Here is a 22,458-nt window from a genome sequence, read left to right as displayed (position 1 = left end):
GTCTATATCTTGAGGCAGGTTTTGGTTCATATTTGTGATACTCCCCCTCAAGTGTCCCCCTTGTCAATACTCTGCCACCTGAATCCTTACAAAAATTTGACAAATGGTGTCAATCTAATAGTCAGGCTTGGATTAAGCAATTAAGAGAGGTAATGATTAAGTATCGCAATATTGGTTATGATTGGCAGTTCAGCCACGAACAAAAGAAATTACTGAACCAGTATTATAATGCCAGCAAAATACTGGTAGATTGCCTAAATAGCGATTGTTATGTTAGCCGGAAAGTGCGACAGCAAATAGAAGATACTTTGTTATTACCGATCGCAGAGATTAAACAGCGCCAACAGCAATCTTAAATACACACATAGCAGATACTAAATCATTTGTTAAGAAAGCGAAAATAGTTTCCAATTCTTAGCAAATAAATTTATAATAAAAGTAATAGTTCGCAGTCAGCCTATTCGCCTCTATTCGATGGCTTAAGATATGTGGACATAAGTAATAAAACAGCATTCTGGAACAAAATAATACTCATTTTGCGTCCTATGAGTGTCTCACCTTTGATTTTAGTAACGCACATTAGCAGGATACAAATTCTGAACAACGATGTCTAGGACGGGCTACACCTGTGCGATCGCACAGACTTCCCATCATAATAAGTACTTGTATACGCCTATAGACAGGTTCAAAAACAGTCAGAAACAAACTCAGTGAATCCTCGTCATTACATACATCACATACACAAAGGACAACCCTCTTATGACTCGCATACATCAATGGAAATCTGGTACTGCTGCACTTATGGCAATGGCGGTTACTACAACCGTCATTAGTCCCCTATTGAGCTTGGCTCCTGCTAATGCACAATATAGAATTAACCAAGACAGAATTGGACAATACGGAAACGTTACCATTCCTTCTGGAGTTGCTTTTCCTGTCACCTACGATAAAGAGACAATTACTATTGCTCCTGGGGAAAGTAAATCTCTAACCTTGAGAATTGCCAATGACATTATCGATAGGAATAGAAATGTCTTAATTCCTGCTGGTACTAAAATAAATGGACGGCTAGAACCTGTTGACTTAGATGGTTATTCTAGAGATAGAGATGATAACCAAGGAAAAGGCGTAAGGTTTGTCGCTCAAGAATTAGAATTTTCTAATGGTCAGCGTCAGTCGATTAATGCAACTTCTCGGACATACACCACAACTCAAAGAGTTAAACAGGGGCCCAACAGCAGTCAGGTTTTAACTGATGCAGCTATTGGTGGGGGTGCTGGTCTTTTAGGTTCACTAATTACTGGCAACAACAGAATTGACGATTTAAAACCTGTTATTGGTGCGGCTGCGGGTGCAGGTGCTAGTGTACTATTGCGGAAAAAAGAAGGAAATGCCTTTGTCATCAGACCTGAACAGGATTTAAAGCTCACATTGAATTCTAACTTGAATTTAGTACCACAATCCCGCTACTAGATTTAACTTCATTCAAGTTGTGAATTTAATCATCCCTTATATGCGATCGCCACTTTAACTGAAGTGTGCGATCGCCTTTATTTTTAACCATAAAAATTTCTATTGAACAGCAACTATTCCACCTCTATATCGTCTTAATCAGTATCGATATTTCTTGGAATACTTATTTAAAAGTTGGCTCTATTGTATTCTGTATCTAAAAGAGTATTCAAAATTATGGAATATCCTGATACTTTTTTTAAGTAGTAGCGATTGAGGAGCCTATTCTGATGGTAATTCAAGGTTTCGGTTTAAGCACATATCTTGGAATTCCGGTAATATTAAGTCTTTTGATACCGGGAGACAATATAAAAGTATCTTTAGTAGAAAACGTCCGTCACGTATCCACAAACAAGGAAATGAGTCTATCCAGCCATGACAACCTAATCAGCAAGAATTCAACACCTAAAACATACTATGTTAGTGGTAGTGGAAACGACAATAATAGCGGATTCTCTACTTCATCAGCTTTTAGGACAATTCAAAAGGCAGCAGACCTTACCAACCCTGGCGATACAGTGTTGATTATGAACGGAGTATACACAAATACAGGCAAAGCTGGAAATGTAGTAAATATTAAACGTTCTGGAACTGCAAATGCATGGATTAAGTATAAAGCATATCCTGGGCATTTCCCAAAAATTAAGCACAATACATGGAATGGTATCTCGATTTCAAATAAAGCTTCATATATTGAGATCAACGGGTTAGAGGTTATAGGAAACAATGCCAATATAACCCTTGATTATGCGATGAGTCAGAAGACTAACAAACAAAACCCACTGACTAATGGAAATTGTATCAATGTTGATGGTCGAACGAATGGTCATGTTCATCACATCCGTATTTTGAACAACAAAGTGCATGACTGTGGAGGAGCAGGTATTTCAGCGATTCAAGCAGACTATGTGACAATAGATAATAATGTGGTATTTAATAATGCCTGGTATGGTGTTTATGGTTCTAGTGGAATTTCAATGTTGAATAATTGGAATTCTGACAACAACCAGGGATACAAGATGTTTGTTACTAACAACAAGACTTACAACAATCGCATGTATATCCCTTGGATTGCAGTCGGAAAAATTACAGACGGTAATGGCATTATTATCGATAGTACAAGAAATCAAGATAACTCCAAATTGGGTGCGTATAAAGGACGTACTTTAGTTCAAAACAATCTTGCATTTAATAATGGTGGATCGGGGATTCATTCATTTTTTAGCGATCATGTTGATATTGTAAATAACACAGCTGTTTTAAATAATCAGAGTCCAGAACTTAATGGTGGGCAAATATTTGCTCATACGTCATCTGATGTCAAAATTCTCAGGAATATTCTCTATGCTTTTCCTGGAAAAAATATTAATAATAACACTAAAAACAAAAACGTTGTTTATGACTATAATATCTATCTCAATAGTTCTAAGATAAATGTTAAGGGATCTCACGATATTGTTGCAGATTCAGAGTTTTTAAGTAAGCATCCCACTCTTGAAAAAATATCTGACGATTGGAAATCACAGCCAGATAAACGAAATCCGCCAACGCGGACTTCTATACAGGCTAATTCGGCAGGTTTTGTTTGTGAGTCGGTGAATTATCCTTTGCAAGACAAACCCATCAAAGTGGGATGCTCCCCGCTATCTTCAACTCAAACTGCTTTTTCTGATGTTTCATCTAACTATTGGGCGGCACAATTTCTTCAACAATTGTCACAGCGAGGTGTAATTGCCGGATTTCCTGATGGTAGCTTCCGCCCAGAAGAACCGGTGACACGCGCCCAATTTGCCGCGATGATCGACAAAGCTTTCCAAAAAGCACAGCAACGGCAGCCAATCAGTTTTGCTGATGTACCTAGCAACTATTGGGCATCCAGTGCGATTGGGCAAGCTTATACTATTGGTTTCTTATCTGGTTATCCTGGAAATCGCTTTGAGCCTAACCAAGCTATTCCCCGCGAACAGGTTTTGGTTGCCCTCGCTAACGGTCTGAAATATAGTCCCAGTGGCAATACCGAAAGCACTCTGAAATACTTCAACGATGCCCCTAACATCGCTAGCTATGCCCGTAGCCCGATCGCAGCAGCAACCCAAAAGCAAATTGTAGTTAACTATCCTAATGTAAAGTTACTGAATCCGACTGCAACCGCTACTCGCGCCCAGGTCGCAGCTTTTATCTACCAAGCATTGGTTAGTTCTAATCAAGCCTCAGCAATTAACTCGCCTTATGTTGTGTTAAAACTTAGCAATTAACTCGCCATATACAGTAGTTGTCGGGTCTACTACTTCAACACCTGTATTAGTCACAATTAGAATCTGTTGACTTAAATAGTTATTCAATAGGCGATCGCTACCTTAACTAGAGTGTGCGATCGCCTATACTTTTAACCATAAAATTTTCTATTTAACAGCAACTATTATATCTCTGTATCGTCTCACTTAATATCTAGATTTTTGAAAAGTTGCTAATAGGTAATAGGATGATTACATTACTTCTATTAGCTAGTTCGTTTGGCATAGATTTTTTAATTATGACTGTATGACTAAAGTAATGGTTTGTACAAAAAGCAAAACAATTAGGAACCTTATACTTTAGTAAATGTCTAACTAATTAACAGTAAAAAAATAATTGTACCGGAGAAAAAAATAATGTTTAACTTAAATCGTTGGCAATCTAGAACAGCTGCACTCATGGCTTTGAGCGTCACAGTCGGTACTGTAGCGCCTTTCATTACAGCTTCGCCATCTTTAGCTCAAACTACTTTTTCTGATGTTTCATCTAACTATTGGGCGGCACAATTTATTCAACAATTGTCACAGCGAGGTGTAATTGCCGGATTTCCTGATGGTAGCTTCCGCCCTGAAGAACCGGTGACACGCGCTCAATTTGCCGCGATGGTCAACAAAGCTTTCCAAAAAGCACAGCAACGGCAGCCAATCAGTTTTGCTGATGTACCTAGCAACTATTGGGCATCCAGTGCGATTGGGCAAGCTTATACTATTGGTTTCTTATCTGGATATCCTGGTAATCGCTTTGAGCCTAACCAAGCTATTCCCCGCGAGCAGGTTTTGGTTGCCCTCGCTAACGGTCTGGAATATAGTGCCAGTGGCAATCCCGAAAGCACTCTACAATACTTCAACGATGCCTCTAACATCGCTAGCTATGCCCGTAGCCCGATCGCTGCAGCAACCCAAAAGCGAATTGTGGTGAACTATCCGAACGTGAACTTCCTGAATCCAACTGCAACTGCCACTCGCGCGCAGGTAGCAGCTTTTATCTACCAAGCATTGGTTAGTTCTAATCAAGCCTCAGCAATTAACTCACCCTATGTTGTGGCTGTCGGATCTACTACCCCAACACCTGCATCAGTGACAATTGCCCAAGGGACTACTATTCCTGTGAAGTATGACAAGGCAGAAAAAATTCTAGTTACAAAGGATGAAACATCACCCTTGACATTGACAGTATCCCAAAACGTGGTGACACAAGACGGATCTGTAGTGATTCCTGCTGGTAGCCAAGTTGTTGGTCAACTCAAACCTGCTACAGGCGGTTCTCAATTCGTTGCCGAGAAATTAGTTTTGGCCAATGGTCAAGAGTATCAGCTTAATGCTAGTTCTGAAGTGATTACCAAAACTGAAACCGTCAAGAAAGGTACTAGTGTTGGTTCAATTATCAAAAATACTGTATTGGGCGCAGGTGCAGCTACTGCGGTATCTGCTGTCACTGGCGATCGCGCCATTGCCACAGAAGAAGTCTTGGGTGGTGCTGGTATCGGTGCGTTGGTTGGTCTGTTCTTCGGCAAGAATAGTGTTGACTTAATTGCCATTGACCCAAATACCGATTTACAAATGACAATTAATCAAAACTTGTTGGTTTCACTAAGATAGTTATTAGTCATTAGTATTTAGTATTTACAAATAACAAATGACCAACTCTTAACTTCAGTTATTAGTTATTAGTCTTTACAAATGACAAAAGACAAATGACAAATGACTAATGTTAATTTTAAACTTCCGGCAACCAAATAATAAAAGTAGTTCCCGGTGCATCGGGCGACGTTAGCTTAGAGTTGATTGCAGGGCTGAAAACCTCGATTTCGCCCTGCATTTGCTCTATCAATTGTTTAGCGATCGCTAACCCTAAACCTGTGCCAGGGATTTCTGTTTGCGCTTGTACACCCCGATAATGCCGTTCTCCAAGATGTTCTAAATCCTGGGGTGGAATGCCAGGCCCATTATCACTAATAACTATTCCCTGAAAATTAGCTTTTTCTTGCCCAGCCTGAATCAGAATTTTGCCACCAGTGGGAGTATATTTCAAAGCATTATCAATAATGTTAGTCAATACCTCTCGTAATGCTTTGACATTGGCACGTACTAGGGATGAATTCTGTTGAATTTCAGTTATTAGTTTTAGCTTTCGCTCTTGGGCGATCGCTTTGGCTGATATTAATAATGGTTCTAATATATCTGCTAAGGAGCAGTCAACTGCTTTATCTCCCGTTCCCGGTAATAATAGCGGCGGTTTAGCGGATTTTTGGATAGTTGCTTCTACAAATACTTCATCTTCCGGTAGATGTAGTGGTGCTAAATCTGCCTCTGTCAAGTCAATTACTTGCTCAAATTGTTGCAGTAATTCTTGGAGGCGATCGCTTTCCCGGACAATACTATTTGCTACATCCCGGTTGGTGTCTGCTGGTTGTAGTCGCTTCAATAGCAGTTTGCCAAAAGTTCGCAACGCCGTTAATGGGTTACGAAACTGATGCAACAGGTTATCCAACAAATCCCGCTGTTTTTCTTGGAGAATTTGTTGTTCATGCAACTGTTGCTCAAACCATGCTCGTCGCTGATCTAAAATACAAGCGATCGCTAATGTTTGGGCTATCCGCTGAATCTGACTTTGCTCGTGTTCATTCCACGCCCGGTCTTTCCTGCGTGTCACCAGTAACCCCATCATCACACCCTCATAAATCAGAGGTAAAACAATTTGGTTGCCACTAAGTAGGTATTCCTCTTTAAGATCGGGTTGAGACGCATCTGGTATCTCAGACTCCTGTGACGAAGTTGGAAATTCTGAACCCGGTGTCAATAACCTTCCTTGATGATTGGGTAATATAAACGCATTTCCAACTTGAAGTTGCTTGTATGCCGTCGCTTCAATAGTTTCCTCACCTTGGGGTAATAATGCTGTTTCCGGGTAAATCACTACAGGAATCAGTTTGGCATCGCCGGAAGGAGTATCTACCAATTCTTGTGTTAGGTACACAATACTTAAAGTTGCTCCCAGCCCTTGGGTTAGTAGCGCTATTTGCTCTCGACACAGAGCAAGAAAATCGGAACTGGCAGACATTAACATTTTTTAGCTTTTGCTCAAGATTATAGATTTTGAGGCATGATGTAAGAGAGGATACTTAATTTTTACCTCACTCATTTAATAAAGCTTAACTAAAATTTTCTTAGAGATGGTTTGTACTAAGGGATTATATTCTTAGGTAATTTTGTTTTCTCTATGTTTCAAATATATTAACTTTCTTATATTAAAAGGTTAAAAACTATTGATCTTCTGAACTAGAACCTATATAATGACGACGTATTTTGTAGCTATCACTACAATCTATAGCTTGAAAGAGGAGGACAATAGATTGGCAAGGAGACGCAAAAGGAAGAGTCGTCGTCGTCAGGAAGGACGGCGCATTTTGGAGCACGTGCCTCAATATAGCATCGAAAGTGGTGAAGAAAAGCCTGTGACAGCAGCGAGAAGATTCATTCAAGCTGAAGGAATTTTGCCACCAGCGTTGCTACTTGTAAAGCGAAATGAACACACTACAGATCGTTATTTCTGGGCAGAAAAGGGACTGTTTGGTGCTCAATACGTAGAGGAAAACCATTTCTTGTTTCCTAGTTTGAGGGTGTTAGAACCTTCACCAGGTCAAGAACCTCTTGCTTTAGCTAGTCGGTGAACCATAGATGGTCATCTTAGGCATTGAATGTGGCTCCTGACTATTATTAACTGGCAAAATTGCTAAGTTTATGCAAAATTTAATTTTTTTTTAGTTTGTAGCTGATTTGCCAGTAAATCTAGTCCAGGTAGTTGGAAAGTGAACCTGTTTCAAACCACGCTAGATTGCATGGGTTGATACTACTTTGATGATGCAGAAGGGAGTGGGTATAGAGCCAAGCGCGTCTAAAAGTGCTAGTGAAGTTGCGCTCTTATGCCGTAGATGGTTAAGTAAGCTCTGTCAATGAATTTAAGTTAATGAATTTAAATTTTTTCCCCACGACCCAAGTCGTGGGGAAAACTGACAAAGCAGCAGTCTTGATTTTCTCCTGACTACTTTCCATTGCCTAAAGAGTAGGTTAGGTCAGAAGTCTGCATATCATAGTTAAGAGATGGTCGCAAGAATCAACAATTATTTCCCAGGCTTGAGCTGTAGAGTCCTCTGTAACTCACTGAGTTCATCTCGATGGGCAACTACAGTGATCTTACTTGAGGAGGTTTGTTCGCTCTGAGTTGTTTCTACTTTGAGCGACACCTTCTCAAGTCTTCCAGATTTTTTCCAATAAAATAGACCACTTAAAGGCGACAGCAGTACCATCGCCAGAACAAGGGTACTGAGGCTAGGAAAAAGCAGGGATGCAACCAAAGATAGACAAACAATCCCAGTAGCTGCCAGTAAAGTTAGAAATATAGCTAAGAACCAGCTAGGGCGAACATTACCTTCAAAAGTTACCTGATTTTGTTCTCGGTCTACCACTGCCACTTGGTAAGACCGCAATCGAAAATACTCTTTTAATTGAGACATTAAAACAGCTTCATCTTGCTCAGATACTAGTTGGGCTATTTCTGTACGGTCTTTAGTCGAGGCACGAATAAAGAAAAACAGCCCAACCGATAACAACAAGGTTAGCAGGAACGTAGATGGCAGAATAGCAGTATCCATAACTAATTGTTAGTGTTTGACTGGAGGAGACTTATTCATTATCAATTATTCGTTACTTTTTCCTCACGTTGATGTAGTCTTGCCATTGAAAAGCTAAATTCTGAGCTTGAACTTGCCATTCGGGAGAAACTTGGTACATCCGCCTGGGGCGTCCCCGTCCTTCGAGTTTCTTCCAATATCCAGTGATTGCCCTTTGGTCTTCCAGAAATTTGATTGCACTGTAAAGTACGGTATCTGAAAGCCGATAGACGGGATACTCAGTTTCTAATTGCTCGATCAACTCGGTTCCGTAGGATTCACCTTGTAATAAAACAGACAGTATGTAACAAACTGCTAGTTCCTGACAAAGGTAAGTTGGCGGAGGATTCTCAAAAAATTGATATATATCCTCAAGTTTCATGGTTAGTGAATGGCTAAAAAAAGGCCTTAGGGTAAAGTCTACAATCCTTGTAGCCAGTATACAGTGCTACTACTACGTGAGTAATACATATAAAGCTACTTAGACTAGATATCCATTGCGTAAACATCAAACAATTACCCACGCCTGTGAAGTTGTGGGGTGAGTTTGCGAGTTTTAGGGGCACAAAATAATGTACCCCCACTCAAGCTCGATACGGTGTGGTGAGGAGCGAACAGACAGTGAGCAAGTCACTATCTTGGTGTTAACTGATGCCGAGCTGCTTAGAACTGCTTAAGCAATAAAATGCCATCGAAGAAATTTTACAGGTAAAATGCTATTTTGTCTGTAAAACTTAATAAACACTTTGTTTTACAGTGATTTTCCCAATACAAATTCTAAAATCTTCAGCTAAGGGATATATCTGGGAGCAAGCTGCTACGTCGGTATACACATTTAAGCAGTAACCATTTCTGATTTCCTCGTTCGCAGAATTTCTTGTCTTATTTGGCAAGTGTGATAGTAAATTTATCAAAGAAGGCGCTAAAGACTAGGGGAAACGTAGGGAAAGAACTCTCCGTGTCCTCGCATCCCTTCGTCCTCTCGTCCTCGCCTTCCTTAATCAAGCACCCAGCATATTAGCGATCGCTATGTCACAAACTCCCGATGCCCCATCATCTTCCTCAACTCTTAGGGCAATTGCCCAAACTTTTCGCCTTACAGGTTGGATTAGCTTCTGGATTCAGCTAGTACTAGGCGTTGTTTCTAGCATAATTGTGCTGCTGTTCGCCATCTTTAATCAAAGAACTGGCAGTTCTAGTAATAATCCTGGGACTGGCTTTGGCGTATTTTTAGCAATTTGTGGACTGGTTGTTTTAGGTGGGGGGATTTATTTAGCTTACCGTTACACGAGAATTGGCAAGCAATTGGAATCCTCCAATCCCAGCAACCGCCCTCGGAAAAGCGAGACTGTGCAAGTATTATGCTTAGGGGTGTGGGTGAATTTAGGAGGAACGCTGGTAACTCTTTTGGGGGCGCAAGCGATCGTTGGAACACTGGTAGCAAGATCCATTTCTCCCCAAGCTATAACTACCCAATTTTTTGACCCTACCCGAATTATTAGCGGTCTAGATATGCTTGTAGTACAGGCAAACACTAACACCGTCTCAGCCCACTTTGCAGGGCTTATTGCGTCACTTTGGTTGCTCAATCGGATTAACCGACCCTAATATTATGAGTGCTGAGTTTTCAAAAGTCTAAAGAAGTTAATCATAATTTTTCCGAAACGGACAAAACTGGGTGTGAAGATAACTACATAATCCTTGAAAAACATCTTACTAGTACAGCACTGCGTAATTCAAATCAATGGAACGCTTGCGGTATAGGAATTACAAATTACGTTAGCGAGTCAGGAAAACGGCACGCTGCGCGTAACAAGATCCCTGTAAAGGTACGAGCGTAATTAGGAATTTTGCCAAGCTGTAGTAGTAGGTGATGCCAAAACTAGCACAGGGATAATATGTACCTTTTTTAGAAGTCTGACACCATGAAAAATCAATTTGACACCATGAGAAATCAACCAGCACAGAAATTTAATCAAGACGTATGGAGATTTGGCGTACAGGTTTTCTTTAGTAGCATCGTATTGGGGCTGTGCATTTTCAAGCTTGGCTCGCCAGCAGAGGACGATAAGAATATTGCGCTTTACTGGGGTGGTTTATCAGGTGTGCTTGCATACTGGTTACCTTCACCTGGACAAACTAGAGACGATAAGGAACCACCGAATATCACTCAAAGGACGTTTGCAGCCGTTGATAACAATAATGGTAATGATCAAAGTCTTGCTCAGGTTTCTGAAACGACAGTGACTCAAAATACGAATTCATGATTGGTTTAATGCATTATATGGTTTCTTAGCCCTGGCAGTGATGCTAGGGTAAAATCTTGCTCAGAGATTGAAACTGATTTTTCTAATAAACTTTGTTTTTGCAGTTACAGCAAAGCAAAATTACTATATGCTAAATGCTTATGTGTTAACTGTATTGACAGGAAGATTTTAGGCTAAAAACTGAGAAAAATCTGTGCTGGATATTAAGCAAATACGGGAAAATCCGCAATTAGTTCAAGAACGATTGAATAGTCGTAATGGTAAATACGACATCGAACCGATATTACTGTTAGATCGGCAACAACGGGAACTTGAGGGGACGCGTAGTCAACTCCAAGCCCGGAGCAACGAAATTGGTAAAATTGTCGGGCAGAAGATTAAATCTGGGATCAATCCTCAAGATCCAGAAATTCAAGCTTTGCGGGATGAAGGGAACTCTGTCAAAGCGACGTTGAGTCAACTGGAACCCCAGGAAAAAAACCTCAAAGCTGAAATTGCTCAACTTGTGTTGGCCCTTCCCAACTTGCCAAGCGACTCTACACCCCTTGGTAAGAATGAGGAAGATAACGTAGAGGTGCGGCGTTGGGGTGATGAGTACATTCCCCAAAATCAGAATATTCTTCCTCACTGGGAAATTGGCGAAAAGCTGGGTATTCTCAATGTTGAACGAGCTGTAAAAGTTGCCCAAAGTCGATTTGTGACATTGATAGGCGCTGGTGCAGCATTGGAAAGGGCATTAATTCAATTTATGCTGAGTCTCCATACTCAAGCTGGGTATGTGGAAGTCAGTCCGCCTCTATTAGTCAATACTGAGTCTTTGACGGCGACCGGTCAGTTACCCAAGTTTGCGGAAGAAAGCTTTAAATGCGCTGATGATGACTTATGGCTGATTCCGACGGCGGAAGTTCCAGTTACAAATCTCTACCGGGGTGAAATTCTTGCTGCTGAAGATTTGCCTATTTACCACTGTGCCTTTACTCCCTGTTTTCGCCGCGAGGCTGGTAGTTATGGGCGCGATATGCGGGGATTAATTCGCCTGCATCAATTTAACAAGGTGGAAATGGTGAAGTTTGTCGAACCCAGTACGTCTTTTGATGAATTGGAGAAATTGGTAGGGAATGCAGAAGCAATTTTACAGGCATTGCGGTTGCCTTACCGAGTAGTAAATTTAAGTACTGGAGATTTGGGATTTGCCTCTACCAAAACTTATGATTTAGAGGTTTGGTTGCCATCTTCTGGCAAATACCGCGAAATTTCTAGTTGTTCCAATACTATAGATTTCCAGGCACGACGGGCTGATATTCGCTTCAAAGAGGCGGGGAAGAAAGGTACTCAGTTCGTACATACTCTGAATGGTTCGGGTTTGGCGGTAGGAAGGACGATGGCAGCAATTTTGGAAAATTATCAACAACCTGATGGGACGGTGAAGATACCAGAAGTGCTGCAACCTTATTTTGGGCGTGAAGTTTTGTAATTTGTCATTAGTCATTAGTCCTTTGTCTTTTACCAATGCCCAATGCCCAATGCCCAATACCCAATGCCCAATTAGAATGGAGATAACTATAGCTTAATATCTTCACTAATTTACTCTATGTCAGTTTTAGCAGCGATCGCAGTCTTGGCTGTTTTGATCTTGGTACACGAGTTGGGGCATTTTGTTGCAGCACGTTCTCAAGGCATTCTCGTTAACCGTTTTTCTTTGGGTTTTGGCCCAGTTCTTTTGAAGTACCAAGGTTCACAAACCGAATATGCTGTCCGTGCCTTTCCCTTGGGCGGCTTTGTGGGCTTTCCCGATGATGATCCCGATAGCGATGTTCCACCCAATGACCCGAATCTGCTGCGTAACCGTCCAGTTTTAGACAGGGCGATAGTTATCAGTGCCGGAGTAATCGCCAATTTAATATTTGCCTACTTGGTGTTGGCTCTGCAATTGGGTATTGTCGGCATTCCCAAGGAATTAAACTATCAAGCTGGTGTCGTTGTACAGCCTGTTAATCAAGAATCTGTTGCTTATCAAGCAGGAATTCGAGAAGGAGATATTATTCTGGCTGTTAACGGTCAAGAACTCTCGGCTTCTGACAAGTCAACTCCTTTGCTGACTAAAGAAATTCAAACTCATCCCAATCAGCAAATCGAACTGAAAATTCTGCGTAAAAACCAACAACAAACCCTGAAATTAACGCCAAAACTGGGAGCCGATGGCAAAGGTGTAGTTGGTGTGGCACTTAGTCCAAATGCTACAGCAGTTTATCGCCGTCCTAATAGTCCTTTTGAAATTTTTGGCATTGCAGCTGACAGGTTTCAACAATTATTTGTTGGGACACTCAGCGGTTTTGGGCAGTTAATTACCAACTTTCAACAAACTGCTGGACAAGTTTCTGGGCCAGTTAATATTGTCAAAATAGGTGCAAAATTAGCTGAGGACAATAGCGCAAATTTGTTGTCTTTTGCTGCAATTATCAGCATTAACTTGGCTATTATCAATATTTTGCCTTTACCAGCTTTGGATGGCGGACAACTCGCTTTTCTGCTGATTGAAGGTTTACGCGGTAAGCCTGTACCGTCCCGCATTCAAGAAGGTGTAATGCAAACCGGTTTGGTGTTACTCTTAGGGTTAGGAATTTTTCTGATCGTCAAAGAAACTACTCAATTAACTAGCCAATTGGAGTGGGTACAAAAATTGTTCCAGTGAGCATTACCCGCAAATCATTATCTAAAAAGCAACGGGCGATAGAAATTTTAGCTCGTCTGAAGCGTCTTTATCCAGATGCTACCTGCTCTTTGAATTACTCAACCCCAGTACAACTGTTAGTGGCAACGATTCTCTCTGCTCAGTGTACTGATGAGCGGGTAAATAAGGTGACACCAGCTTTATTTGGTAAGTTTCCTGATGCTGAGAGTTTAGCGATCGCTGACTTAGTAGAATTAGAAAACTTGGTGCGTTCAACAGGGTTTTATCGCAATAAAGCCAAGAACATTCAAGCTGCTTGTCGGATGATTGTCACTGAGTTTAACTCTGTTGTCCCCAACCAAATGGAGCAATTATTAAAGCTTCCAGGTGTGGCGCGAAAGACAGCAAATGTAGTCTTGGGTCATGGTTATGGCATTAATGTTGGGGTGACAGTAGATACTCACGTTAAGCGCCTGTGCGAACGTTTGGGTTTAACTGAAGCAAAAGATCCCCTTCGGATTGAGCAAGATTTAATGGGTTTATTGCCTCAGCCTGATTGGGAAAATTGGTCAATTCGGCTGATTTATCACGGTCGTGCTATTTGTAAAGCGCGCTCTCCCGTCTGTGTTGCTTGTGAACTTGCCGATTTATGTCCTGCTGCAAATAAGCCAGTGGTTGTAGGGTCAGCGACACAAGTAACCCCAGAATTGATGGAGAGACTGTAGAATGGAAAACGGTGTCTTTAAATAAGTTAGAGAATATATGGCAAAAAAGAGCTTGATTGAGCGCGAGAAAAAGCGCACCAAGTTGATAGAAAAGTATGCTGACAAGCGAGAAGCTCTTTTGGAAGAGTTCAGAAGTGCAGCATCTCCTTTGGATAAGCTAGAAATCCACCGGAAGATTCAACAGCTACCCCGGAATAGTGCGCCCACCCGCCACCGCAACCGTTGCTGGTTGACTGGTCGTTCTAGAGGTGTTTACCGCGATTTTGGGTTATCTCGGAACGTACTGCGAGAATGGGCGCATGAAGGTCTTTTACCTGGAGTTGTTAAGTCTAGTTGGTAGTCAAGAGTCATTAGTCATTAGTCATTTGCAAAGGACAAAGGACAAATGACTAATGACAAAAATTATTGACCACAACACTTATCAATTCCCAGACTTTCTAAGAGTAGATCGCTGACGGCGTTGGCGATCGCAAACTCTCCGTAGAAGCTATTGGAAAAATCATAGGACTGCATCTCTGTGACAATGGCAATTACTAGAGAACCAAGGTCATTTTCTCCTTCCATCCGTTGACGCACAAAAATCTGTGCGGCTCGTTGGGCTATATTTTGGTTGACTGCTTCGGGGATAAATTCTGTATCTAGCCACCGTTGTAAGCGTTCTCTTAACCATTCACCTTCGAGCAGGGGGTTTTCAGGGGGTGGTAGGGTGATGGGTGGAATTGGTTGAGTCATTTTTTTTTAACGCAGAGGGACGCGGAGGGAAACGCAGAGGAACGCTGAGGTTGACTTTTTAGCATCAAATTGCGTTTCTAAGAGTGTTTTTTTATATTTATTTATGCAATATGATATCGCCGCTATTGTTGAGGGCTATGCACAAGGCTATTTTCTCATGGCTGATGAGCGCGATCGCCTGAGTTGGTACGGAAGTCGCGATCGGACTTTGATTCCTTTGGATGAGAGGTTTCGCTACCCCAAGTCTTTGCAGCGCGTTCTGAATCAAGAGCGGTTTAGTGTGGCGATTAATCGAGACTTTCAGGCTGTAGTGGCTGGCTGTGCTGACAGAGAGACAACCTGGATTTCACCGGAATTACAAAAGATTTACTGGCTGCTTTACCAGAAGGGTTATGCTTATAGTTTTGAAACTTGGCAAGGTGACGAATTAGCCGGGGGAATTTTAGGGATTGTGATTGGTGGGGCTTTTATTGGCGAGTCGATGTTTTACCGCATTCCTGAAGGTTCAAAGGTAGCGATGGTAAAGTTGGTAGAAAGATTGCGTCAGAGGGAATTTGTGTTTTTTGATGCCCAAATGATGAATCCCCATTTGGAAAGGTTCGGTGCTTATCGGGTTGGGGATGAAGAATATCAATCTTTACTTCAGCAAGCGTTGCAACGTACTTATAACTTAGTATAATTTTGCAAGAAAAGCCGGATGTGATTGTTACTGATGTAGTGGTGCCGGGAATGAAGGTATTGCTATAAAAAATGTTTTAATCATTACAATAGCGATCGCGGATTATTTCACCGCGAAAGATAATCAAATCTAAAATCAAGCCAGGGGTTTGTTTGCTCGTAAATAGGATATTTCCCCCTAATTTCATCGCTTCAGAGAGATGGGGTTCCCAAGTGTGTCCGGCTTGAATCGTATTATTTTTCAGGCGTTGAGGAATTTCTAAAGCCTCTAATTTAACCAAGCTCACATCATCACTGGTTAAGTTGGCAGTTTTCAACATTTCAGTACGAAAACTTCGCTAAAACCACCTAGATTTGCACCCAGCTTTTTCCCTTTCAAATCAGCGACGGTTTTAATTTTTGATTGGGCAACTACTACATCTGCTCCTATTGATTCATCTATAACGATCACGCTTTGTATATCTGGATTTGTGGCACTCAAGATTATAAAATTTCCCAAGGACGATGTAATACCATCATATTTAGCCGCATTGAAGTTTGCTTGTTCCAATTGAGGGTATTGTTTATGAATTAGTTCCACATCTACCGCTTGGCTTTGAAGAATCCTTTTTCTTGAGCAATGATGCCTGGATGCTCTCCAACAAAAGATGTAAATGTCATGTTCTCGACTATCATCGGTAGGCACGGGAGATATTGGAGGTAGAGGATACCAAGAGTCGCTAGTGTCTTCATTCTTTGTGTCCTCTATTATAAAGTTTTTCGTCTGCTTGACGCACAACATAAGCTGGGATCGTCACTGTGGAGGCTACCGCCAACTTGGTATCTCATGTACAAAGTGTGATGAAGTAAGGAAGATATAAACAAGGAGTTAGAATTCAGAATTCAGGATTCAGAATACTATATTTATGCCACACTGTCCCGTTCGTGGAGTGTCTCGTAGAGTAAGACGGTAAGGAATGGGTATACAAGAAGATGCGATGCCTACGGCGGGCTACGCCTACGCAGATGGAGAAACGACGGCGCAATGGTTTGCCTTTCGCCAAGATTATGATTTACTGATTTTAGATTGGATGTTAACCAAAGTCAGTGGGTTGATTAAATCCGCTAAATTTCTGAAAGCAATTTCGTCTTTGTCTAACCATCGCTAACCTTGACCCGGAAAACATGGCAGATTACTTGAATAAGTACCAAAAGTCTGACAGGAAAACCATACTAATGAGAATTTGGACTACTACTGCTGTGCTAGCTGCTTTTTGGCTAATATCTGGGGTCATCGGTTCTGAGCCAATCAACGCTACTTCTGTTTTGGTAGAAAATGCCATATCATCTCCGCCGCCAACGAATGCAAAACAGATTACTGTCAGTAACACCGAGTTTGGTCTAAAGAGAGTTGACTCCAAAGGAAACGTTACCATTTTCCAGACAACAAGAGTGCCACTTCAGGAAGGAAACACCTACGGGTGGCGGATTAAACTCAAAGACTACCAAGGTGAAGTGAAATGGCGTGAGGTCTTGTATTTACCAAAACCTCCAGAAACTTGGGGTACAGATAATGGTGAAGATTTCTCAATATCAGTAGACGGCAAGACATCTGTAACACGGCGCACACAGTCGGCTCCAGAAGGTGTGATTGAGAATTTTTGGACAATCGCCCCTGGCGATCCAGTTGGTAAGCATAGAATAGAAGTCTATATTGATGACCGTTTGATCGGTACTTTCCAGTTTGAAGTTATTCCAGTTAAGTAGAGATGAAGGGCATTGGGCACAAGGTGCGGAGGGGCAGAGGTCTATGGCAGGAACCCCTAACGCTGACCGGGTGGGCAGAGGGGAAAAACTTACTGCAACTTGCTCCCCCAATCCCATCTTCCCCTGAAGCTGAGGAGTATCTTAGAGATAGAAGTTTAATTCTTGTTGGGTGGCGATCGTGAATATAGAGGAATTCCTGCGATTGATGGAAAAGCAGCGCCCATGTCCTGAGACACTATCAAAAGGGCTGCAAGCAATGTGGTATGACAACAAAGGTGATTGGAACAAAGCTCATGAAATAGTTACAGATGCCAGCGATGCTGATAGTGCCTGGGTTCATGCTTACCTACACCGCAAAGAAGGCGATTTGAAAAATGCCCATTACTGGTATCAACGCAGTGGTCAGCCAGCATTTTCAGGAGAACTAAGCCAGGAGTGGGAACAAATAACTTCTGTATTGCTAAGAAAGGTCAACGCGACGCATGAATGCTGAAGAATTAAAAAGGCGTTTTGCCGCAGGGGAAAGATATTTTCCAGCCGTCAACTTGAGTAAGGACAAGCTGATTGGAGCCGATTTGCCTGGAATTAATTTATGGGGATCTGACTTAAGTGGAGTTAACCTAGCTAAAGCTAAACTCTGGGGAGCAGATTTGAGTAGAACTAACTTAGCCAAAGCGAATTTGACCAGAGCTAATTTGAGCGGTGCCAATCTGAATGAAGCAAATCTCCGAGGAGCAAAACTCAACTATGCCAAGTTGTATGGAGCGAATCTGACTGGCGCTTACTACGATGAAAGTACGCGGTTTTCTAGAGGTTTTGACCCCATCAGTAGAAATATGCAGAAGGTGTGAAGGGGATTGGGAACTGGGGGAGATGAGGGAGCAGGAAGCAGTTGCAGTAAGTTTTTCGCCTCTGCCCCTCTGCCTCTTGTGCCCAATCCCCAATCCCCAATCCCCTTTAAATAACTGACACATGTTGATGTGAGCCATCTAACATAGACGATATCAAAATTTGTTCAAAGACTTTGGAAAGAGCAGTTTGAAAACGCTGACGATGCTTGATTTTGAAAAAAGGTCGAACTATTTCTGCGATTGCACCGTTGCCTTCTCTGTTATCAATAACTCGAATTGCCCGCAAAGTCCCCAACTGGATTTCTTTTTTTACCATCAACTCAGAAATTCCAGTTGCGCCTACGCCATTTTCAATCGCGGCTTTTGCCATCTCACCACTGGCGAACACTAAAATTACATTCAGTTCGCTGAGATTAATCCCCCAATTTTGCAACGCTTCCTCAAACCTTTGCTGTGTACCAGATTCCCGCACCCGCATCACCCAAGGAGTTTGAGTTAGTTGGCTTAAGTCAATTTCTCCCCACTCAAACCAAGGGTGTTTTTGACCAACCACAATTTGCAAGCGATCGCTCGCCACTATTTCGTACTCCAGAGTATTCTGAAGCGCTGGCTTCACATCTCCTTCTACCAAACCTAAATCAAACTGTCCCATCGCTGTACCGACACAAATCGTTTCTGCATTGGCAAGGGTACAGTCAATCTGGATACCAGGATATTGGCTCTTAAACTCACTAATCTTACTTGGTAGCCAGTAGTTACCAATTGTCAGACTCGATCCTAATTTCAATTCACCTCGTTGCAGATTGTTCAATTCTCGCAATCCCCTTTCTGTCAAGGAAACTTGATCGAGAATTTTCTGCGCTTCTACTTGCAGTAATTTACCCGCCTCAGCAATCTCGATATGGCGACCAATCCGATGGAATAGTTTCACTCCGTATTCTTGCTCTAAGTTGTGGATCGCTGCACTGACCGCAGGTTGTGTAATATAAAGCTCCTCTGCTGCGCGAGTGAAGTGTAAGTTCTGCGCCACAGCCAGAAATATTTTTAGCTGCTCAAGCGTCATTCCTGCCATTTATCGTATCCCTAAGACTTGGTGTCAAAATTTTAATCACTTTCATTTATCATTTTGACAAATAAAAGCATTTGATTCTATCGGTTAGTTTGACTAAAGTATAAATCAAGGCTTCGGCACGGACTCAAACGGCCAAGTAGAGAGCGGAAGAAGCAGGGGAAGCAGAGGGAGAACAACCAATGCCCCATGCCCAATTCCCCAGCATGAAAATAAGGACATTCACAAATGAACGATTTAGTAACTGCAATTACCACAGGGATTACCGCATTCACTGCCACCAACATTGATGATATTGTCGTTCTGACATTGCTTTTTTCGCAAATAACTAAAACGTTTCGTAGTCGTCACATCGTTGCTGGTCAGTATCTCGGTTTTGCAGCATTGATCGTTGCTAGCCTTCCTGGTTTCTTCGGTGGACTAATCATACCGCAGGACTGGATTAGACTACTTGGTTTTATGCCAATAATCATTGGTGTGAGCGGTTTACTAAAACGCGAAGAGGATTCACCACAGGAAGCCGAAGAAGAAACTGAGCCATCTTGTCCCTCTATAGTTAGCAGTTTTCTCTCTCCGCAAACTTGTAATGTAGCTGCGATCGCCTTTGCCAATGGTAGTGATAATATCAGTGTCTATGTACCCCTGTTTGCCAACTCAGAATTAGATAGTCTGCTGGTGATACTAAGTGTATTCTTTACCTTAGTGGGTGTATGGTGTTATACCGCTTACAAATTAACCTACTTGCCTGCGATCGCCAATTTTTTAACTGAAAATGGTAATACTTTTGTACCTTGTATCTTGATTGGTTTGGGCGTGTTTATTGTCACAGAAAATGTTACTTGGACTCTTTTATCTGTAGTTTCTAGTTATATATTCTCATTAATTTTAGGTTTCAATACTCAGCCATCAAGTGAAGAACAAGAAAAATTTATTGTCTAAAAAGAAGTACATCATGAATTCCCAACAGCAAAATATTTTACCCATCAATAGGAATCAAAACATGAAAATCTGGAAATCTCTGCTAATTCTCTTAATGATTGTCGCTAATTTCGCCTTTGCTCAACCTTCTTTTGCTGATCGAGCAAAATTTAGCAAAAACCCTGATTACATCGAAGTCACGAAAACACTTAATGAACTAACTAAGGTCAAAGAAGCCCAAACTCAAGTAGAAGGTATCACGCCAGAGCAAATTCAGCAGAAAATCGATGAGTTAACATTCCAAAAATATGCTTTAGAGACAGGAATTAATTGGGGTCAATGCGAAAATAAAACAGGTAACACCATAGCAGTATATGGCAAAAGACTAAATGAGGAAGAGGATGAAGATGCCATGTACGAGAACGGTCTATATTTTCTAGCTGATGGTCAGTCCACTAAAAATAACTGGGATTGTGATGGCTTCTATCTGCCAAATGATGCCACAATTGCAGGTTTAACCGCAGATGGACAAGCTCAAGAATTTACAGAGGCAGTAGCTATTAAGATACCTGATGGCAGTAAGTTAGCAATTAAAACTAATCCAGATACTGCTGCAATTGAAATCAACATTCCTAATGCTCAAATTGTCAAAGCTAACGAAGTTAACTGGTTTATCCCGAATGTCTCACAGGCTATAATAGATACACGTATTCCCAATGCGCCTATCATGAAGTCTTAAATCATTGAACACTCAACAGTTACTAGGCGTATGGTAAGAAATTTAGACTTGTAACTGTTTATAGATTGTTCTCAATTTCAACAGGGTAACAGCCAATTTCAGAGAAAAACAGGACAAACACTGGTGAAAATCTCTCTGAAATTGGCTGTTTTCTTTATGAACCCTTATTACTTACAGTTGCTCCATAACATAAATTACGAATTCCGAATTATTCGGTCAGGCTTGTTTTATTTCGATATCTGCATTAAAATAAATTTTGGAAAAAATGTACAATCACAACAAGTATATTTCAGTAGCGCAACTATTGTGCTGGCTGCAAGTCATCTGGAAAGAGATTTCTTACTACCTCCGCATTTTTTTGAGAAAAGCCGCTTTGGGGATAAGGGTGTTATTGATGCAGTTAAAATTGAAACCTACAGAAGAAGATCAAGATAAAAAAAAGCCAGGAAGACTGAATCCGTCCAGAATCCGAGATCACTTGGCAAATGAGCGTACCTACCTCGCTTGGATGCGGACAGGGATCGCTCTTTTAGGTTTTGGTGTCGTCATCGTGCGTTTGCGTGCCTTCCAAGTACCTTTGGTACCCCGTCCTGGTAACGGCTGGAAGTTAGGTTTAGTCTTCTCGCTGGTGGGTTTAATCACGGTGTGGCTCTCAACAGTACACTATTTTGCTGTCCGTCGTGATATCGAAGAAGATACTTACGAACCAACAGACCGATGGGTGTTACTGTTCAGTCTGGCTGTGATGATTCTCGGCGCTGGGGTAATCTATTTTGTTTTTACAACTTCTTTAGATCCAATGAGTCCACTTATCCCTGAGTAATAAGATTTTTAAAATCGCACCTTATACACCTCGAATAATTCCCCTGATTTATGCGTTACGACTTTAGCACCGGCGGCCTTAATCGTTTTTTCCCACTTAGGCAAAGGCTCTAAAAACACCTCAGCCCCTAAATAGGTTTCCAGAACTGCCCAATCTTCCGCTAAAGGCTGTTCTGGATTGAGAACGTCAAACACAAAATGTCCGCCTGGCTTTAACACCCGCTTGACTTCTGCTAGTACAGCATCCCAATATTCGAGGGGAAAATAGCAGCTAAATCCTGTGGCGATCGCTAGATCAAACTGCTCTGATGAATAGTTTAACTGATGGGCTGCTCCCAACTCAACACCTTTGAACAGCTTAGAATTCAACTGCGGCCCACGAGAATTCAGGGTATCACGTGCCACATTACTAATTTCTTGCCCATAAAAAAATGCTTGCCAATCCCGCCAAGGATAGATTAAAAAGCTGATCCCACAGCCAATATCTATACAGTGCTGGTTTTTTTGAGGTTTAGCAATTTCCCAGAAAGGGGAAGCAATTCTCCCTGAAAAACTACCTCCAATCCACTCGCGGAATATCGGCATCGCCTGTACTTCTGCTGGGAGTTCAAAGGTTTCACGTTGATATTCTCGGTTAAAACGATAGGCTATTTGGGCTAATCTTTCGTCCCAGTTGGTTGATTTGGGTGAACTAAAGAGATTTTGGAACTGCGAATCGGGCTTTTTAGACATTTAGGTTTTTGCTACTCTTTCTAAGGATTGTA

The 22,458-nt window shown here is 41.6% G+C and carries 27 protein-coding genes and 1 pseudogene; 19 read left to right on the top strand and 9 right to left on the bottom strand.

Going from position 1 to position 22,458, the window contains the following annotated elements; translation table 11 throughout:
- Window positions 1-71 precede the first annotated feature (71 nt).
- The 4 genes and pseudogenes from V7L12_RS32270 (at window position 72) to V7L12_RS32255 (ending at window position 5,405) form a co-directional block, all read left to right on the top strand.
- Window positions 72-356, top strand: a complete 285-nt coding sequence (locus V7L12_RS32270; protein WP_442947941.1) for an NACHT C-terminal helical domain 2-containing protein — start codon at window positions 72-74, stop codon at window positions 354-356.
- 403 nt (window positions 357-759) lie between these two features.
- On the top strand, window positions 760-1,473 hold the full coding sequence (locus V7L12_RS32265) for a conjugal transfer protein TrbI (RefSeq protein WP_335090648.1): 714 nt from the start codon (window positions 760-762) through the stop codon (window positions 1,471-1,473).
- A gap of 1,646 nt (window positions 1,474-3,119) precedes the next feature.
- Window positions 3,120-3,749: pseudogene (locus V7L12_RS32260) on the top strand (S-layer homology domain-containing protein); the annotation flags it as partial.
- A 414-nt stretch (window positions 3,750-4,163) separates the two neighbouring features.
- Window positions 4,164-5,405, top strand: a complete 1,242-nt coding sequence (locus V7L12_RS32255; protein ID WP_335090646.1) for an S-layer homology domain-containing protein — start codon at window positions 4,164-4,166, stop codon at window positions 5,403-5,405.
- Between the two features lie 118 nt (window positions 5,406-5,523).
- Here V7L12_RS32255 and V7L12_RS32250 read toward each other — a convergent pair whose 3' ends face one another.
- Window positions 5,524-6,873 (bottom strand): GAF domain-containing sensor histidine kinase, encoded by a 1,350-nt coding sequence (locus V7L12_RS32250; RefSeq protein ID WP_335090644.1) that lies wholly within the window; start codon window positions 6,871-6,873, stop codon window positions 5,524-5,526.
- Window positions 6,874-7,159: 286 nt separating this feature from the next.
- Here V7L12_RS32250 and V7L12_RS32245 point away from each other — a divergent pair, with 286 nt between their 5' ends.
- Window positions 7,160-7,477: a DUF3155 domain-containing protein gene (locus V7L12_RS32245; protein WP_041566316.1), complete on the top strand. Its 318-nt coding sequence runs from the start codon at window positions 7,160-7,162 to the stop codon at window positions 7,475-7,477.
- A 450-nt stretch (window positions 7,478-7,927) separates the two neighbouring features.
- Here the strand turns inward: V7L12_RS32245 and V7L12_RS32240 are convergent, their stop codons facing one another.
- Complete coding sequence (locus tag V7L12_RS32240; protein ID WP_334816089.1) at window positions 7,928-8,458, bottom strand: cofactor assembly of complex C subunit B; 531 nt, start codon at window positions 8,456-8,458, stop codon at window positions 7,928-7,930.
- Between the two features lie 52 nt (window positions 8,459-8,510).
- Window positions 8,511-8,858, bottom strand: a complete 348-nt coding sequence (locus V7L12_RS32235; protein ID WP_334816091.1) for a PadR family transcriptional regulator — start codon at window positions 8,856-8,858, stop codon at window positions 8,511-8,513.
- Between the two features lie 647 nt (window positions 8,859-9,505).
- On the opposite strand from V7L12_RS32235, the gene V7L12_RS32230 reads away from it, so the two are divergent.
- The 6 genes from V7L12_RS32230 to rpsN all read left to right on the top strand — a co-directional run bounded on the left by V7L12_RS32230 (window position 9,506) and on the right by rpsN (window position 14,479).
- Window positions 9,506-10,084 carry a DUF3611 family protein gene (locus V7L12_RS32230; protein WP_335090642.1) on the top strand — a complete coding sequence of 193 codons (579 nt, stop codon included), beginning with the start codon at window positions 9,506-9,508 and terminating at the stop codon, window positions 10,082-10,084.
- Between the two features lie 317 nt (window positions 10,085-10,401).
- Window positions 10,402-10,743, top strand: a complete 342-nt coding sequence (locus tag V7L12_RS32225) for a hypothetical protein (protein ID WP_292869300.1) — start codon at window positions 10,402-10,404, stop codon at window positions 10,741-10,743.
- Window positions 10,744-10,936: 193 nt separating this feature from the next.
- Entirely contained in the window at window positions 10,937-12,217 is a 1,281-nt protein-coding gene (gene serS / locus V7L12_RS32220) for a serine--tRNA ligase (protein ID WP_335090640.1), read from the top strand.
- Window positions 12,218-12,334: 117 nt separating this feature from the next.
- The gene (rseP, locus tag V7L12_RS32215; protein WP_335090638.1) at window positions 12,335-13,435 is read left to right on the top strand and encodes an RIP metalloprotease RseP; all 1,101 of its coding nucleotides are present in this window, start codon (window positions 12,335-12,337) and stop codon (window positions 13,433-13,435) included.
- Entirely contained in the window at window positions 13,411-14,139 is a 729-nt protein-coding gene (nth, locus tag V7L12_RS32210) for an endonuclease III (protein WP_335090636.1), read from the top strand. Before rseP ends, nth begins: the two co-directional genes overlap by 25 nt.
- Window positions 14,140-14,176: 37 nt before the next feature.
- The gene (gene rpsN / locus V7L12_RS32205) at window positions 14,177-14,479 is read left to right on the top strand and encodes a 30S ribosomal protein S14 (RefSeq protein ID WP_104909185.1); all 303 of its coding nucleotides are present in this window, start codon (window positions 14,177-14,179) and stop codon (window positions 14,477-14,479) included.
- A 62-nt stretch (window positions 14,480-14,541) separates the two neighbouring features.
- Here rpsN and V7L12_RS32200 read toward each other — a convergent pair whose 3' ends face one another.
- Window positions 14,542-14,871: a hypothetical protein gene (locus V7L12_RS32200; RefSeq protein ID WP_012410384.1), complete on the bottom strand. Its 330-nt coding sequence runs from the start codon at window positions 14,869-14,871 to the stop codon at window positions 14,542-14,544.
- 103 nt (window positions 14,872-14,974) lie between these two features.
- Here V7L12_RS32200 and aat point away from each other — a divergent pair, with 103 nt between their 5' ends.
- Window positions 14,975-15,550 (top strand): leucyl/phenylalanyl-tRNA--protein transferase, encoded by a 576-nt coding sequence (aat, locus tag V7L12_RS32195; RefSeq protein WP_335090634.1) that lies wholly within the window; start codon window positions 14,975-14,977, stop codon window positions 15,548-15,550.
- Window positions 15,551-15,626: 76 nt separating this feature from the next.
- Here aat and V7L12_RS32190 read toward each other — a convergent pair whose 3' ends face one another.
- Genes V7L12_RS32190 through V7L12_RS32180 form a run of 3 tightly spaced genes read right to left on the bottom strand, consistent with a single transcriptional unit; the run spans window position 15,627 to window position 16,281 of the window.
- Window positions 15,627-15,869: a hypothetical protein gene (locus V7L12_RS32190; RefSeq protein WP_335090633.1), complete on the bottom strand. Its 243-nt coding sequence runs from the start codon at window positions 15,867-15,869 to the stop codon at window positions 15,627-15,629.
- Window positions 15,863-16,129, bottom strand: coding sequence for a hypothetical protein (locus V7L12_RS32185; protein WP_335090632.1), 267 nt, complete (start codon window positions 16,127-16,129; stop codon window positions 15,863-15,865). The genes V7L12_RS32190 and V7L12_RS32185 overlap by 7 nt, the downstream gene beginning before the upstream one ends.
- 2 nt (window positions 16,130-16,131) lie before the next feature.
- On the bottom strand, window positions 16,132-16,281 hold the full coding sequence (locus tag V7L12_RS32180; protein WP_335090630.1) for a hypothetical protein: 150 nt from the start codon (window positions 16,279-16,281) through the stop codon (window positions 16,132-16,134).
- A 224-nt stretch (window positions 16,282-16,505) separates the two neighbouring features.
- On the opposite strand from V7L12_RS32180, the gene V7L12_RS33450 reads away from it, so the two are divergent.
- The 4 genes from V7L12_RS33450 (at window position 16,506) to V7L12_RS32160 (ending at window position 18,146) form a co-directional block, all read left to right on the top strand.
- Window positions 16,506-16,697 (top strand): hypothetical protein, encoded by a 192-nt coding sequence (locus V7L12_RS33450; RefSeq protein WP_442947942.1) that lies wholly within the window; start codon window positions 16,506-16,508, stop codon window positions 16,695-16,697.
- Window positions 16,698-16,764: 67 nt separating this feature from the next.
- Window positions 16,765-17,295, top strand: coding sequence for a hypothetical protein (locus V7L12_RS32170; RefSeq protein ID WP_335090628.1), 531 nt, complete (start codon window positions 16,765-16,767; stop codon window positions 17,293-17,295).
- A gap of 178 nt (window positions 17,296-17,473) precedes the next feature.
- A complete protein-coding gene (locus V7L12_RS32165) occupies window positions 17,474-17,788 on the top strand; it encodes a hypothetical protein (RefSeq protein ID WP_335090627.1) in 315 nt (104 codons plus the stop codon).
- Window positions 17,778-18,146, top strand: a complete 369-nt coding sequence (locus V7L12_RS32160; RefSeq protein WP_334816118.1) for a pentapeptide repeat-containing protein — start codon at window positions 17,778-17,780, stop codon at window positions 18,144-18,146. Before V7L12_RS32165 ends, V7L12_RS32160 begins: the two co-directional genes overlap by 11 nt.
- Before the next feature lie 106 nt (window positions 18,147-18,252).
- Here V7L12_RS32160 and V7L12_RS32155 read toward each other — a convergent pair whose 3' ends face one another.
- A complete protein-coding gene (locus V7L12_RS32155; RefSeq protein WP_335090625.1) occupies window positions 18,253-19,218 on the bottom strand; it encodes a LysR substrate-binding domain-containing protein in 966 nt (321 codons plus the stop codon).
- Between the two features lie 225 nt (window positions 19,219-19,443).
- Here V7L12_RS32155 and V7L12_RS32150 point away from each other — a divergent pair, with 225 nt between their 5' ends.
- The 3 genes from V7L12_RS32150 (at window position 19,444) to V7L12_RS32140 (ending at window position 21,695) form a co-directional block, all read left to right on the top strand.
- Window positions 19,444-20,154, top strand: a complete 711-nt coding sequence (locus tag V7L12_RS32150; protein ID WP_335090623.1) for a cadmium resistance transporter — start codon at window positions 19,444-19,446, stop codon at window positions 20,152-20,154.
- 61 nt (window positions 20,155-20,215) lie between these two features.
- Entirely contained in the window at window positions 20,216-20,872 is a 657-nt protein-coding gene (locus V7L12_RS32145; RefSeq protein WP_335090654.1) for a hypothetical protein, read from the top strand.
- 265 nt (window positions 20,873-21,137) lie between these two features.
- Window positions 21,138-21,695 (top strand): YidH family protein, encoded by a 558-nt coding sequence (locus V7L12_RS32140; protein ID WP_335090621.1) that lies wholly within the window; start codon window positions 21,138-21,140, stop codon window positions 21,693-21,695.
- Between the two features lie 8 nt (window positions 21,696-21,703).
- Here the strand turns inward: V7L12_RS32140 and V7L12_RS32135 are convergent, their stop codons facing one another.
- A complete protein-coding gene (locus tag V7L12_RS32135; RefSeq protein WP_335090619.1) occupies window positions 21,704-22,426 on the bottom strand; it encodes a class I SAM-dependent methyltransferase in 723 nt (240 codons plus the stop codon).
- Window positions 22,427-22,458: the final 32 nt, after the last annotated feature.

This window comes from Nostoc sp. (assembly GCF_036918245.1).
GTDB lineage: Bacteria > Cyanobacteriota > Cyanobacteriia > Cyanobacteriales > Nostocaceae > Nostoc.
Note: the sequence above shows the minus strand (reverse complement) of the source record. Positions and strands in the feature narration are given on the sequence as shown.

Excerpts from the sequence above, each read along its gene's own strand:
- V7L12_RS32230 (WP_335090642.1), top strand. The coding sequence starts at position 9,506 with ATGTCACAAACTCCCGATGCCCCATCATCTTCCTCAACTCTTAGGGCA.
- V7L12_RS32255 (WP_335090646.1), top strand. The coding sequence starts at position 4,164 with ATGTTTAACTTAAATCGTTGGCAATCTAGAACAGCTGCACTCATGGCT.
- rseP (WP_335090638.1), top strand. The coding sequence starts at position 12,335 with ATGTCAGTTTTAGCAGCGATCGCAGTCTTGGCTGTTTTGATCTTGGTA.
- V7L12_RS32160 (WP_334816118.1), top strand. The coding sequence starts at position 17,778 with ATGAATGCTGAAGAATTAAAAAGGCGTTTTGCCGCAGGGGAAAGATAT.
- V7L12_RS33450 (WP_442947942.1), top strand. The coding sequence starts at position 16,506 with ATGGGTATACAAGAAGATGCGATGCCTACGGCGGGCTACGCCTACGCA.
- V7L12_RS32155 (WP_335090625.1), bottom strand. The coding sequence starts at position 19,218 with ATGGCAGGAATGACGCTTGAGCAGCTAAAAATATTTCTGGCTGTGGCG.
- V7L12_RS32200 (WP_012410384.1), bottom strand. The coding sequence starts at position 14,871 with ATGACTCAACCAATTCCACCCATCACCCTACCACCCCCTGAAAACCCC.
- V7L12_RS32135 (WP_335090619.1), bottom strand. The coding sequence starts at position 22,426 with ATGTCTAAAAAGCCCGATTCGCAGTTCCAAAATCTCTTTAGTTCACCC.
- V7L12_RS32190 (WP_335090633.1), bottom strand. The coding sequence starts at position 15,869 with ATGTTGAAAACTGCCAACTTAACCAGTGATGATGTGAGCTTGGTTAAA.
- V7L12_RS32250 (WP_335090644.1), bottom strand. The coding sequence starts at position 6,873 with ATGTTAATGTCTGCCAGTTCCGATTTTCTTGCTCTGTGTCGAGAGCAA.
- V7L12_RS32140 (WP_335090621.1), top strand. The coding sequence starts at position 21,138 with ATGTACAATCACAACAAGTATATTTCAGTAGCGCAACTATTGTGCTGG.
- V7L12_RS32145 (WP_335090654.1), top strand. The coding sequence starts at position 20,216 with ATGAAAATCTGGAAATCTCTGCTAATTCTCTTAATGATTGTCGCTAAT.
- V7L12_RS32265 (WP_335090648.1), top strand. The coding sequence starts at position 760 with ATGACTCGCATACATCAATGGAAATCTGGTACTGCTGCACTTATGGCA.
- V7L12_RS32150 (WP_335090623.1), top strand. The coding sequence starts at position 19,444 with ATGAACGATTTAGTAACTGCAATTACCACAGGGATTACCGCATTCACT.
- V7L12_RS32235 (WP_334816091.1), bottom strand. The coding sequence starts at position 8,858 with ATGAAACTTGAGGATATATATCAATTTTTTGAGAATCCTCCGCCAACT.
- V7L12_RS32170 (WP_335090628.1), top strand. The coding sequence starts at position 16,765 with ATGAGAATTTGGACTACTACTGCTGTGCTAGCTGCTTTTTGGCTAATA.
- V7L12_RS32225 (WP_292869300.1), top strand. The coding sequence starts at position 10,402 with ATGAAAAATCAATTTGACACCATGAGAAATCAACCAGCACAGAAATTT.
- rpsN (WP_104909185.1), top strand. The coding sequence starts at position 14,177 with ATGGCAAAAAAGAGCTTGATTGAGCGCGAGAAAAAGCGCACCAAGTTG.
- V7L12_RS32240 (WP_334816089.1), bottom strand. The coding sequence starts at position 8,458 with ATGGATACTGCTATTCTGCCATCTACGTTCCTGCTAACCTTGTTGTTA.
- V7L12_RS32180 (WP_335090630.1), bottom strand. The coding sequence starts at position 16,281 with ATGAAGACACTAGCGACTCTTGGTATCCTCTACCTCCAATATCTCCCG.
- aat (WP_335090634.1), top strand. The coding sequence starts at position 14,975 with ATGCAATATGATATCGCCGCTATTGTTGAGGGCTATGCACAAGGCTAT.